The sequence below is a fragment of the Rhizobium alarense genome, from assembly GCF_021555155.1.
Lineage (GTDB): Bacteria > Pseudomonadota > Alphaproteobacteria > Rhizobiales > Rhizobiaceae > Rhizobium_D > Rhizobium_D alarense.
Window position 1 is genome coordinate 1 of sequence record NZ_JAKGBU010000113.1, and the last position, 13,889, is coordinate 13,889.

General features: G+C 66.2%; 7 protein-coding genes and 1 tRNA gene. 2 read left to right on the forward strand and 6 right to left on the reverse strand.

The genetic code is table 11. The annotated features are described in order from the left end of the window. Positions 1–131: 131 nt before the first annotated feature. From LXM94_RS23595 to LXM94_RS23615, 5 genes are all read right to left on the reverse strand, one after another. Positions 132–2,471, reverse strand: coding sequence for a cellulose biosynthesis cyclic di-GMP-binding regulatory protein BcsB (locus tag LXM94_RS23595; protein WP_235773986.1), 2,340 nt, complete (start codon positions 2,469–2,471; stop codon positions 132–134). Next, entirely contained in the window at positions 2,464–4,719 is a 2,256-nt protein-coding gene (bcsA, locus tag LXM94_RS23600; protein ID WP_235773988.1) for a UDP-forming cellulose synthase catalytic subunit, read from the reverse strand. The genes LXM94_RS23595 and bcsA overlap by 8 nt, the downstream gene beginning before the upstream one ends. Positions 4,720–4,891: 172 nt before the next feature. Next, positions 4,892–5,593 (reverse strand): DUF922 domain-containing Zn-dependent protease, encoded by a 702-nt coding sequence (locus LXM94_RS23605; protein ID WP_268965228.1) that lies wholly within the window; start codon positions 5,591–5,593, stop codon positions 4,892–4,894. Between the two features lie 22 nt (positions 5,594–5,615). Next, a tRNA-His gene (locus LXM94_RS23610) sits at positions 5,616–5,692 on the reverse strand. 137 nt (positions 5,693–5,829) lie between these two features. Next, positions 5,830–6,279, reverse strand: coding sequence for a phasin (locus tag LXM94_RS23615; protein ID WP_235773992.1), 450 nt, complete (start codon positions 6,277–6,279; stop codon positions 5,830–5,832). A 226-nt stretch (positions 6,280–6,505) separates the two neighbouring features. Between LXM94_RS23615 and LXM94_RS23620 the strand changes: the two genes are divergently transcribed. Next, a complete protein-coding gene (locus tag LXM94_RS23620) occupies positions 6,506–10,033 on the forward strand; it encodes an ATP-binding protein (protein WP_235773994.1) in 3,528 nt (1,175 codons plus the stop codon). 179 nt (positions 10,034–10,212) lie between these two features. Continuing rightward, positions 10,213–11,790 carry an ABC transporter permease gene (locus LXM94_RS23625; RefSeq protein ID WP_235773998.1) on the forward strand — a complete coding sequence of 526 codons (1,578 nt, stop codon included), beginning with the start codon at positions 10,213–10,215 and terminating at the stop codon, positions 11,788–11,790. Between the two features lie 268 nt (positions 11,791–12,058). Here the strand turns inward: LXM94_RS23625 and LXM94_RS23630 are convergent. Beyond that, positions 12,059–13,889, reverse strand: a 1,831-nt coding sequence (locus tag LXM94_RS23630) for an acetoacetate--CoA ligase (RefSeq protein WP_235773996.1), incomplete at its 5' end; no start/stop codon positions are given.

A 13,889-nucleotide genomic window follows, 5' to 3' on the forward strand; every position in this document is an offset into this window, starting at 1 on the left:
TCCCTCGACTGCCGTGAACGGCAGCAACGCTGTCCCCTGCCCCGTCAGGAGCGCGACGGAATCCGCCCTGGCGAAGGATCCGTTCATGGCGGTTGCGGCAAGCAGCAGGCCGAGTTGCAAAAGCTTGCGTCTCATCGGTCGGTCCTCACACCGCTGCGCGGCACGACGCGGCCGAGCCAGACGGCGAAGCCGCCGAGAAGGCCAAGTACGAGCAGCACGTAGATCTGGAAATTGTCGGAAAGCCAGGCGGCCGCGAGCCGGCGCAGGTTGCCCGGGCTCCTGTCGGTGACAGCGGCGATCGTGTGCCGGGCGGCGGCTTCGTAACCGACCGCAAGGCTGGCGGTCTCGACCGTCGCCGTTCCGCCGTGCAGGCCGCGCCAAACACCCGGCTCCGTCAGCTTCCCAACGGCGCGCTGGAGGTCGGCCGGCGACTCGGCCGAGAGCACGGTCCAGGTGGTGGCGCCATCCGGCGACAGGCGCTGCGTCAGACTGACGACGGGTTCGTCTTTCCGCCGCGCCGGTGCGGCATCGCTTCCGTCAGAATAGCTCAGCCAGCGCGCGAAGCGGTCCACGGCGGCGGCACCGACCAGGTTGAGACGCGATGATATCGACCGCTCCTCGTCATCGACCGCGGTCGATGTCCGGAACGCGGACAGCAGCGCCTCGGCATCATTGTCGCCGGAGACGGCGGCATCCGAAACCGCGGCGGTCGTTAGCGGATCGACGATGCCGGATGCGAACGCCGCTTCGGCGGCGTCGGCAGGAGGAAAGCCCTGCTTCTTCGCCGCGCCAAGTTCGGCAAAGCGATTTTCGGTGCTGACCAGCAGTGCATGACGGTCGGAACCGCCCTTCGGCATGCCGATCGTGAAGCGCGCATTGAGCGGTGCGCGCGCCGTGAAGGCAAGGCGGGCGAGCATCTGCAGGGCGGCTTCCGCGGTCCTCGCATCCGCACGGTCGATCGCGACATCGAAGGGCCGGCCGTCGGCGAAAGGATAGGACCGCCCCGCGAAGGCGGCGAGCTCCGGCAGCCGCGCGATGCGCGCCAGGTTCGGCACGACGAGGACGGTGCGGTCGAGCAGGATGAAACGCGGCCGGTCGTCCCGGCGCTCCTCCGGCAGGCAGGTGTCGTCGGCGGCCGTCGGCAGTTCGGCGAGCAGTTCCACCCGGTTGACGCCGGGTCGGAAGGCGCGCAGCGGCAGCTCGATCTTGCGGCCTTCGAGCTGTTCGCCCTCCCGGTTGCGCAGCGGATAACTCTTGACGACACGGTCGTTGACGCGCACGAGCACCTGCGCCGTCTGCTTCAGGCCAGGCGACGTCGCCGCATGCAGCAGAAGGTCCACCGTCGCATATTCCGCGGGGTAGAAATCGGCCGGCATGTCGAGGTCGAAGCTTGTGCGCGAGAGACGCCCCGCGAAGACCCGGGTCTCGTAGCCCGCGTCCTTCAACGTGTAGCGCTTGCCGGCCTCGGCGACGATCATACCATGTTTCGGCGCGAGCGCGCCTTCGGCGAGGCCGTCGCGCATCGCTCCCCTGACGGCCGACAGCACGGCTGCGTTCACCTCGGCAAGATTGGCGGCGCGCAGCACGACCGTGGCACGACCCGGCCTGACACCGTCGCGCACCGACAATCCGCGCGGGGCGTCCGCCATGCCGATATCTGCGAGAAGCCTGCCGCCGTCCCGGTCCATTGCGACGATCAGGTCAATTCCGGGGCCATCGCCCGGCCGGTCGCCGAGGCTCACGCTGAGATCGTCACGATCGAGGAACACGGTGAGGGCCTGCAGGACCGGCGCCGCCTCGTTGAACGCTTCGGCCGAGAGGGGTCCCGGCAGAACGAGCCGAAGCTCCGTGCGGCCGGACCCCGCATGGGCGACGGAGAGCAGGCTGTCGAAATCCGTGAAGGTGGTCGGGCGCGATGTCACGAGCCCGGAACGCGCCGGATCGAGCCGCGTCCACAATTCGTAGGTCGCGTCGAGCGCACAGTCGACGCGATGGTGCTGCCGCGCCCTGAGGCGGATGACGTTCCGGCCGGGTATCAACATATCGGCAGCGACCGGGATGCCGGCGTCGAGGCTCCCGCCAGGGGACCGGATCGGAACGCTGCCGGCCTCGCGGCCGTTGACTTCGACATCCAGCATCGCCGTATCCGGCAAGACGGATACGGCGTTCTCATAGGCGAGCTGCAGCCGGCCGCCAACGCGAGCCTGCACGTCGGAGAGATGCACCGTCAGCACGGCGAGGTCGTCCTCGCCGGTGAGCACGAGGCGCCCGGCCGACTGTTCGAAGGGTACGAGCACCGAAGCGGCAGGCGCCGCCTCCTTTCGATCCGCCGTTTCCGGCAGCAGCGTCGACTGGACGAGACCGCTATCGGGCGTCACTGCCGCCTCAGGCAGCAGCGACTGGGCCGCGGCCGCCTGGACCAGCAGCAGCACGAGGGGGAGCGCCGTCACCGGCGGAAGCAGCTTAGCCATAGGCCTGTTGTCCCGTGAATACCGCGGGCAGATCTGCTGCCCTGCCTGGAATCTGCGCATTGTTCTCCTTCACCACGATCGGCGCGTCGGCGAAGGACTGTACGGCCTGTTCGCGGATGAGCCCGACGGCGTAGCGAAGCGCCCGCAGCGTCTCCGTGATGCTCCAGAGCGCGAAGCGGCTCGTGCCCCAGAAGAAGCTGCGCCGCACCTGCCGGCGGACGAGGCGCTCCTGCAGCACGCCCTGGTCGGAATACATGAGGTCGGCGATCGCCATGAAAGTATCCGTCGTGCGCTCGGCATAGGCGAAGCCGTGGATCGTCGTCTCGCCGATCGTCCGGCTCGAGCGGCACACCACGTTGAACGCCAGAAGCTGGCCGCCGCGCCGCAGTTCGACGACCGCTTCCAGCGGGTTGTCGAGGTCGATTGCCGGCGCCGCGTCGAGGAACTCGACCGAGACGCCGCCGAAGGAGGCATCCTGGATGATCGCCGTATAACGCTTTTCGCCGGCCTTCAGGATCGCATGCCGTTTAACCGGCAGCCGCTGATTGCGCCTGAGCTCCCGCCGTTCGGCGATCGCGCCGAGCGCGGCACCGGCAAGGCCGAGATTGATGAGGTTCCAGCCCGCCACGATCAGCAGCAGCTCGGTCGCGACCGGCTCCGTCAGGAAGCGGTAACCGGAATAGAGAGCGGCGGCGAGCAGCAGGAAGAAGATCACGAAATAGGGCCGGGCGAGCGGCGACAGCATGCTGCGGTCGAGCGTCTGACCCTTGGCCGTCACGTTGAAGGTCGGCTTGCGCGGATTGCGCACGACGCTGACGATCGAGCCGAAGAGCAGTACCGACTGGACATACTCGTAGAGTTCCGACACCCACGGCCAGCGCACGCGGCCATAGAGATAGCTCTGCATGGCGAAGGAGGCGACGAGGTAGGTGAGTGCGTAGGAGGCGAATTCGATGATGTTCGCCTGATAGATCTCCAGCGAGAAGAAGATGTAGAGCAGCGGCGAGAAGACGAAGGCAAGCCTGGAGAGCGGGAACAGCCAGAACAGGTTGATGCCGGCGTAGCAGATGCGCTGCGCCATCGTGAGCCCCCTGGCCAGAAACGGCCGGTTGAGGATCAGGATCTGCAGCATGCCCTGGCACCAGCGGGCGCGCTGGCCGATGAAGGAGACGAAGGTCTCCGGCTGCAGCCCGGCGATCAGCGGCTTGTCGACATAGATGCTGTGCCAGCCCTTGGCATGCAGCGACAGCGCCGTCTCGCAGTCCTCGGTGATCGACTGGCCGGAAAAGCCGTTGGTCGTCACGAGAGCGGAGCGGCGCAGCACGGCGGCCGAGCCGCAGAAGAAGGAAGCGTTCCACTTGTCGAGCCCCCGCTGGAGGATCGAATAGAACATCTCGTTTTCCGACGGCATGCGCGCGAAGGTCCGGAGGTTCTTTTCCAGCGGATCGGGATTGAGGAAATAGTGCGGCGTCTGGACCAGGAAGAGCTTCTTGTCCTCCTTGAAGAAGCCCACGGTCTCCTTGAGGAAGTCGCGGACCGGCGCGTGATCCGCGTCGAAGACCACGACGAGTTCGCCCTTCGAGACCTTCAGTCCCTCGTTCAGGTTGCCGGCCTTGGCATGGTCGTTCTGCTTGCGGGCGTGGTAGTGCACGCCCATTGCCGCACAGAGCGCCTTCAGCTGTTCGTGCCGGCGGATCGCGGCGAGCGAAACGCGCGGATCCTTGTGGTTGCGCTTGGCTTCGGTGCCGCCGTCATCGAGCAGATAGACGCTGAGCTTGTCCTTCGGATAGACCATGGACTTGGCGGCGGCCAACGTTCCGGCCAGCAGCTCCGCGTCCTCGTTGTAGCTCGGCACGAAGACGTCGACCGTCGGCAGGTCGGCCGCCTCGGGAAATTTCGGCGCGGTGCGCTTCAGCGGATCAGCCAGCATGAAGAAGCTGACCGCCAGCATGGCGAGGCAGTACATCTCGGCGAGATAGAGCAGGAAGCCGGGAATGAAATTCAGCGGCTCGTCGAAGTTCGGCAGCGTCTCGGTCGTGCGCCAGTAGGCATAGCGCATGGCGAGGATGCCGGCGAAGACGAAGGTGACGAGACGGAGCGTGGTGTTCTGCGGCCGCGTCATGGCGAGGAACATGCCGCCAAGCACAGCAAAGCTCAAGACAAGCTGCGCTTGCAGGCTCATCGGAAGCCACAGGAGAAGCAGCCCGAAAATGCCGGCGGGAACCGCCAGCCAAGTGACGCACATCATGTGCCTATGAACCCCATTGACATCGCGGCATCGCCTCATGCGCACCGGTCCCTCACCGAGACGAGGGCGACCCTAGGGGTAACTGGTCAATGGAATCCTAATTCAGCGTCCAAAATGGGACTTCGGAAGAGGCTTGGTAAACAAGGCTTTAAGTGGAGTTATGAACAAAAGGTCAACCGCCGTTCACGAGTGCCAGGATCAGGCTGTGCACATTGCCGCCGCGGCTCATCTCGGTCTGGTCGAAGGCACGGTTGCGCTTGCGGTGGGAGGCCGCAAGCGGCGCAAGACGGTTGGTGAGTTCCTTGCGGATCTTCCGGCACTGGGGATCGTCGTCCATGCTGAGGCCAACCGTCACGGTCTCGATCTGCCGCGTCAGGTCCTTGATCATCTCGCCATGAACCTGCTCGTGGGCGCGTACGCCTTCGATGAAGGTCTGCCAGCTGCGCTCCACCTCCGCCGGCAGCCGGCCGGCCAGCTTCGGCAGGGTATAGGTGATGACGAGCTTCGGCCGCGCGCTGGCAAGCACGCAGCCATTGCCGCGCCGCTGATAGTCCCGCGTCCAGGTGAGCTTGAAATCCGTATGCGCGATCGCCCGCACGAGGCCGCCGACCTCGGGGCCGCGTTCGCCGATCGAATTGTAGAGCTCCAGCCCGGTCGATCCGCCGATTGCATAGGTCTTCACCTGCTCGACGGGCGTCCAGTCGGCGGCCGCAGCGACGGTGGGAGGCACCAGACCGGCCAGCAGCGCCAAAAGGTACGATCTGAAAACCACGGAAGCCCTTTCCGGCTGTTCAGCGCCTGTTTGACAGGCCGCGAGCCGCACAGCGGCAAATGCACGCACGGCAATCGCCTCGACGCACGTCAAGTGCGCCATGGCGGGAACAGCAAGGAAAAAATGGTACGGTTGGAGGGGATCGAACCTTCGACCTCAGGTGCCACAAACCTGCGCTCTAACCAACTGAGCTACAACCGCACACGGGACGCGCCAAGCACGTTCGGGGGTCACATACGGACATGACGCCGAATTTGCAAGACCCTTCTTGGCCGCTGCATACTAAAAAGGGCCGGACACAACGTCCAGCCCCCTTTTGCTGTGCGGCCGTGGCGCGATCAGGCGGCCTTGAAGCCCTTCATCGCCTTTTCGGCAGCGGACTTCGACGGCGCGGCAACCTTTTCGGCAACCTTCTTGGTGGCTTCCTGCATGGACTTCGCCTGCTCGACCGTCACCTCGGCCTGCTTGCGCAGGAAGGCGGTCTGCAGTTCGAAGAGCTCGGCAACGGACTTGACGCCGAGCAGGGCTTCCATGTGGGACAGGGAATTCTCGGCATTGGTGCGCAGTGCGTCGATGGCCTTGAGGCCGAGTTCGACGGTGCCGGCCTGGGCGCTCTCGAGCGTCGCTTCGACAGTCTTCGTCGCGTCTTCGGCGGCTTCCTTCATCTTGGCATAGGCGTCCTTCGTCTGGGCGGCGCCCTTCTCGGCGAAGTCGCGGAAGCTTTCGGACAGCTTGGACGGATCGAAAGCGGTCATGGAAAATACGTCATCGGTCTTCTTGATAGCCATTGTCAGCACTCCTTGGTTGCGGGGCTCTCTTCAGAGGCTCCTCGTCGTTGATGAGCACTCTATAATCCATCTCGTTGTGCAATGCAACATAATTGTGCAACGCACAACATTAACCTTGCCATTCGAAAGCGCTGGACCCCTGCATCGCCGAAACTGGACCGACCGCGTCGGGCCGGCTATTAATAATCCATTAAGCTTGGGACGGACCCGGAGAGACAGCCCCTCCATGCCTGCAAGACAGTACCCCTTTATCGACGTTGCCGTCCATGACCGGGTTCGCCGCCCCTTCTCCCGCGGGCAGGCGGTCGTGCTGTTTTCGCGCGACATGACGTCGGTGCTCTGGGCGAATGGCCGCGGGGCGACGCTCTTCGACCACGCCTCGGTCTACGATCTGCTCGAGGCCGGACCACCGCAGGACATCACCTTCCGCCAGATAGAGGCGGCGTCCCGGCAGCTTGCCGCACCCGGCGACAGCCGGCCGCTGATGCTGCGGCTGGCATCCGGCTTCCGCAGCCAGGTAAACCGCGCAACGGCGGAGCTGATCACGCTGCGCAGCGGCGAGGCCGCCGTGCTTCTCAGCGTCGAGGTCGCCGAGACGTCCGAGACGATGGACCAGAAGGCCGCGGCGCTGCTCGCCGGCCTCGACGATCCCGACACGCATATGGCCGTCCTCGATGCAGACGGCGCCGTTATCGCCGCATCGGGCGCGTTCGAAATGCTTGCCGTGCCGGACGAGACGCGCCGGATGCTTGCACAGGCCGCGGACCTCAGCGCCGACCGGCTGGTCAAGCGCCCGATCGCCACAGACCGCGGGCTGGTGCCGGCCGCCATCGGCAAGATCAGCGACGCGCCGGCACACTATCTGCTCTTCGCCGTCGAGACGGTTCTCGGCCATCTCGATCCGGCCGCGGAGGTCCGGACCGACGCGCCTGCCGAACCGGATGCCGCACCCGCCCTTGAAGCGATCGGCGATGGTCCCTCCGATGCGGAAATGGCCGAGGCGCGGGAGCCGGACCTCTCCGCCCGGGACGAGACGGCCCTGGCGCCGGCGGAAGCACGCGAAGACATAGAGAGCGGCGATGGGCCCGCCCCGGCGGACGATATCGCAGGTGATGCAGCCGCCTCCGAACCTGTCGAAACTCAGCCGGTTGATGCGAGTGCCGACGGACCGCATCTCGCAGACCGTCGCGACGCCCCCCGTGGAAGCGTGCAACGCGGCGCGGCCGCCGAAACGGCCCTGCCCTTTGACAGGGAAGAGGGGACGGATTTCCGTTTCGATCGCGGCGGCCGGCCGGTGCGCTTCGTCTGGAAGATCGATGCCGACGGACGGTTCAGCGAGATATCGCAGGAATTCTCCCAGGCAGTCGGCGCCGGAACGGCATCCGTCATCGGCGAGCATTTCGATGACGTCGCACGTCGCCACGGTTTCGACCGAGACGGGCGGATCGGCGAATTGCTCAGCCGGCGCGACACCTGGTCCGGCAAGACGATCCTTTGGCCCGTCGAAGGCTCCGACCTCGTCGTGCCGGTCGATCTTGCGGCGCTGCCGACCTATTCGCGTACCCGCGAATTCGACGGTTTCCGCGGCTTCGGCATCGTGCGCATGGCGGATGCGATCGCCCTGCCGCCGGCCAGGGAGGACACGGCCCCGGACGCGGCAGACGCCGCGCCGACAGAAGACAAGGAAGGCCCCGGCTCTCTACCGGCCGAGCCAGCCGGCGGTTCGGCACCGTCGGACGAGCAACCTGCCGTCGACCGGCAGGCCGCAGACATCGGGGAACCATCGAGCGAAATGCCCGGCGACGCCTTCCGTGGCGAACGGCCGGCACTTCGCATCGTCGAAACACCGGCGCGGCGTGCCTCGGACAAGGTGATCCAGCTGGAGCGCCACCGCGGCCGCGGCAACGAAGGTCTGACGTCCGGCGAACAGGCGGCGTTCCGCGAGATCGCGCGGCAGCTCGGCGGCAGCTTCGGCAGGCGCGACCCGGACGGCGAGGCCGGGCTCGAAGCCGGAGTGCCGTCTTCAGAGACCGCCACCGCGAACAACGCAGTTGGCCGGCCCGAGGCGGACGATCAGTCCGGCAACGAACCGGCTGAGGTCACCGACGGCGAGGGGAATGCCACGGCCATCGCGCAGGCGGCCGCCGAGCCGGACGAGATGCCGGGGCTTGAGGTCGGCCCGCATGCCGACGACCTGCCGCGCGGCGTGCAGACGGCGATTGCTCCGCCCCGCAGCCGCATGGCCTACGGCCTGACCGCGACGGTGGTCGACGCGCTGCCCGTGGCGCTGCTGATCCATGCCGGCGATCGCCTGATCCATGCCAACCCCGAATTCCTTGCCCTGTCCGGCTATGGCGATCTTGCCGCGCTGGAGGGCGCCGGCGGGCTCGACCACCTGTTGGAGACCGCGGGCGGCACGGACGAAGCGCCCGAAGGCGCCATGCTGATGCGGGCCGCATCCGGTGAAGCGGTGCCGGTCCATGCGCGGCTGCAGTCGGTGCGCTGGGAGAGCGGCACGGCCCTGATACTGGCGCTCAACCGCCTGCCTTCCGCCAGCGATACCGTCGCCAGCGCGCCGGAAGAAGCGAGCAACGTCGTCGTCAGCCCCGAAGAGGAGCAAACGGCCGTCTCACGGCTCCGGATGGAGGCGAACGAACTGCGCTCGATCCTCGAGACGGCGACGGACGGCGTCGTGGTCGTCGGCCAGGAGGGCGAGATCCGGTCGATGAACCGCTCGGCAAGCGCACTCTTCAACTATGACGACGAGGAGACGCGCGGCAAGCCCTTTGCCATGCTCTTCGCCCATGAGAGCCAGAAGGCGGTGCTCGACTACCTCGCCGGGCTTTCCGGTCATGGCGTCGCAAGCGTGCTGAACGACGGTCGGGAGGTGATCGGCCGGGAATCGTCCGGCGGCTTCATTCCGCTGTTCATGACGCTCGGCCGGCTCGCCTCCTCCTCCGGCTACTGCGCGGTCATCCGCGACGTTACCCAATGGAAGCGCACCGAAGAGGATCTGCGCAACGCCAAGCGCGCGGCGGAAACGGCGAATGCCCACAAGACCGATTTCCTCGCCCGCGTCAGCCACGAGATTCGCACGCCGCTGAACGCCATCATCGGCTTTTCCGACATGATGGCCACCGAACGCTTCGGGCCGATCGGCCATCCGCGCTACATCGAATATGCCAACGACATCGGCCGCTCCGGCCGCCATGTGCTCGACATCGTCAACGACCTGCTCGATATCTCGAAGATCGAGGCGGGCGAGATGGACCTCGAGTTCACCGCTGTCGGTCTCAACGAGACGGTCGCGGAGGCCGTGTCGCTGGTGCAGCCGCAGGCCAACAGTCAACGCGTCATCATCCGCACCTCGCTCGCCAATGCCGTACCGCCGGTCGTGGCGGACCTGCGCTCGATCAAGCAAATCGCGCTCAACATCCTGTCGAACGCCATCCGCTTCACGCCCTCGGGCGGGCAGATCGTGGTCTCGACCGCATACGAGACGAATGGCAGCGTCGTGCTGCGCATCCGCGACACCGGCATCGGCATGACCAGAAGCGAGCTGGAACTCGCGATGAAACCCTTCCGGCAGGTGACGGCCGGGGCGCGCAAGCGTGGCGACGGGACCGGCCTCGGCCTGCCGCTGACGAAGGCCATGGTCGACGCCAACCGCGCCACCTTCGCAATCACTTCCTCGCCGAACGAGGGCACGCTCGTCGAGGTCGTCTTTCCCTCTCCGCGCGTGTTGGCAGATTGACGCGGCTGCGCTAGAGCAGGCCGTCGGCCGTTTCATCCGAGCCGGCGCCGACGCGACAGACAGGCAGGGACGTCGAGGTGACATCGACCTATCCGACCACCACGGCGGGCCGTGTGAAACGGCCGCAGAGCCATCGCGGCCTCGGGCTCGCCGCCGCCCTCACCGCACTTGCGGCAATCATGCCGATCGTCGCCATCGTGGCAATCGCCTCGGGCGGGTCGGCCGACTGGCCGCATCTCGTGCACAATGTCCTGCCGCGCGCAACCTGGCGCACGGTCCTCCTTCTGTCGGGCGTGAGCCTCTTCACCACAGTCGTCGGCGTGACGACGGCCTGGCTGGTGGCAAGCTGCGAGTTCCCGCTGCGTCGCCTGCTCTCGATCCTGCTCGTGATGCCGCTCGCGATCCCCTCCTATCTTGCAGCCTATGCCTTCGCGGAGTTCCTGGACTTCACCGGGCCGGTGCAGACGCTGGTGCGCGCCCTGTTCGGCTTCCACACGAGCCGCGACTACTGGTTTCCCGAGGTGCGTACCACTGGCGGCGCCGTCCTGGTGCTCGGCAGCGTGCTCTACCCCTATGTCTATCTCGCGGCACGCGCGATGTTCCTCATGCAGGGACGCGCCGCCGCGGATGTCGCGCGCACGCTCGGCGCCGGCCCCTTGCGTGTCTTCATCCGCGTCCAGCTTCCGATGGCGCGACCCGCGATCATGGTCGGCCTGACGCTGGTCGCGATGGAAACGCTGAACGACATCGGCGCGGTCGAGTATCTCGGCGTCCAGACGCTGACATTCTCCATCTTCGATACCTGGCTCAATCGCGGCAGCCTCGCCGGGGCTGCCCAGATCGCCTGCGTCATGCTGTTCCTCGTCGCCGCCCTGCTGTTCATCGAGCGCGCGGCGCGCCGGCGGCAGCGTTTCAGCAGCAGCAAGACGACGGCGGCGGTGCCGGACTTTGCGCGGCTGCGCCTTGCGGGCACACGCGGCCTGCTGGCAGCCGCCTGCTGCCTGCTGCCGCCCGTCACCGGTTTCCTCATCCCCTTCCTGGTGCTCGGGGGCTACGCGGCTCGCCGCGCGGAACAGTTTCTGTCGACGCGGCTGCTTGCCGCGCTCTGGCACAGCGTTCTGATTTCCTTCTTGACGGCGCTGGTCGCCGTGCTGCTCGCCTTCGTGCTCGCCTATGCGACGCGGACTGCGCGCTCGCCGGTCACGCTCGCCGCCGCGCGGCTGGCTTCGCTCGGCTACGGCGTTCCCGGCACCGTGCTCGCGATGGGTACGCTCATCCCGCTCGCCACCTTCGACAACGCCGTCGACGCGGTCCTGCGCGCCCAGTTCGGGGTTTCAACCGGGCTGCTGCTGTCGGGCACCGGCTTCGCCATCGTCTATGCCTGCACGGTCCGCTTCATGACCATGGCGGAAGGAACGATCGACGCCGGTTTCCAGAAACTGTCGCCGCATCTCGACATGGCATCGCGAACGCTTGGCCGCACCGGCGGGCAGACACTGCGAACCGTGCTCCTGCCCATGATGCGGCCGGCAACGCTGACGGCTGCCCTCATGGTGTTCATCGAGGCCATGAAGGAGCTCTCGGCAACGATCATGCTCCGCCCCTTCAACTTCAACACGCTGGCGACCCTCGTCTACGAGGACGCGTCGCGCGCGAAGGTCGAGGACGCGTCGGTCGCGGCCGTCATCATCGTGCTTGCGGGGCTGGTTCCGGTATTCTTCGTCTCCCGCTCGATCAACGGCAGGAACACGGCATAAAAAGAGGGCGGCCCGATGCCGCCCCTCAAGTTGATGCCGTCCAACAAAAGCACTGAAGAAAGACATCATGTCTTCGGACGCCACAAGGCGGCTGAAAGCCCGTCATTGGGCGCGCTCAAGTTGAAACGACCTTGCGTCAGATCGACTTAACAAATCCTTACCTGGCCGCGATCGGGACAGGGAACCCGTTTAGAAGTCGGTAGATTTGGTTAATTCAGGCGGCCGCAAATCGTTAACGCCGGTGAAGAGGCCTCCGCCGGCGCCAGGGTCAGCTGCGCAACGCCTCGATACCGGCGAACAGATCAAGCGCCTCCGGATTGGCAAGCGCCTCCTTGTTCTTCACCGGACGGCCGTGCACGACCTCACGCACCGCGAGTTCGACGATCTTGCCGGATTTGGTGCGCGGGATGTCGGCAACCGCTATGATCTTTGCCGGCACGTGCCGCGGCGAGGCGCCGGTGCGGATGCGGGTCTTGATCGCCTTCTCCAGCGCCTCGTCCAGCACCGCGCCCGGCACAAGCCGGACGAATAGCACGACGCGCACGTCGTCGTCCCACTCCTGCCCGATGCACAGCGCCTCGGCGACCTCCTCCATCTGCTCGACCTGATTGTAGATCTCCGCCGTGCCGATGCGGACGCCACCCGGATTGAGCGTCGCATCGGAGCGCCCATGGATGATGATGCCGTCATGTACCGTCCATTCGGCAAAGTCGCCATGGCACCAGATATTGTCGAACCGTTCGAAATAGGCGGCGTGATACTTGGCGCCATCCGGATCGTTCCAGAACATGGCCGGCATGGACGGAAAGGGCTTCGTGCAGACCAGTTCGCCCTTCTCGCCGCGCACCGGCTTGCCGTCCTCGTCCCAGACATCCATGGCAAGGCCGAGACCCGGCCCCTGGATCTCGCCGCGCCAGACCGGCTTCAGCGGAATGCCGAGCACGAAGCAGGAGACGATGTCCGTACCGCCGGAGATCGAGGCAAGCTGCACGTCGGGTTTGATCCCGTCATAGACGAAGCTGAACCCCTCCGGCGAAAGCGGAGAACCGGTGGAGGTAAGCAGCCGAAGCGACGACAGGTCGTGTGTGTCGTACGGCCGAAACCCGCCCTTGCGCACGGCATCGATGTATTTCGCCGAGGTGCCGAAGACGGCGAATTTTTCCGCGGCGGCATAGTCGAAAAGCACGTTGCCGTCCGGATGGAAGGGCGAGCCGTCGAACAGGCAGAGCGTCGCTCCGACGGCGAGGCCGGAAACCAGCCAGTTCCACATCATCCAGCCGCAGGTGGTGAAGTAGAAGAGCTTTTCCCCCTCGACCAGGCCGCAATGCAGGCGATGCTCCTTCAGGTGCTGCAGCAGCGTGCCGCCGGCGGAATGAACGATGCATTTCGGCACGCCGGTCGTGCCGGAGGAGAAGAGGATGTAGAGCGGATGGCCGAATGGCAGGCGCAGGAACGTCACGGGTTTTGCCGCATGCGGCGCGACGAGGCCGGCAAGGGTCACGCCGTCCTCGACAGCCGCGGCGAGCGTCGGCGCATCGCCCGCATAGGGCACGACGAGGGTGGGTACGCCAAGTTTTGCGGACACCGCCTTTACCTTGGCGGACACATCCTGCAGCTTGCCGGCATACCAGTAGGCATCGCAGGTGATGAAGAGCCGGGGCTCGATCTGTCCGAATCGGTCGAGCACGCCCTGCTCGCCGAAATCCGGTGAACAGGACGACCAGATGGCGCCGAGCGACGTGACGGCGAGCATGCAAGCGACCGTTTCCGGCATGTTCGGCATCATGGCCGCAACGCGATCCCCCTTGCCGATTCCCCTCGCCGCGAAGGCCTGCTGGAGGCGCGACACCAGCGCGTGCAGATCGTCCCATGACCAGCGGTAGGAAACTTTGTCCTCGCCCCGGAAGACGATGGCGTCCGACGGGCCGGTGCGCCGCAGCAGGTTCTCGGCGAAGTTCAGCGTGGCTTCCGGAAAGAAGCGCGCGCCCGGCATGCGGTCCCCGTCCTCGATCGCAATCGAACCCCGCTCGCCGATCACGCCGCAATCCTCCCAGACTGCGGTCCAGAACGCCGCCCGGTCGTCGACGGACCAGGCATGC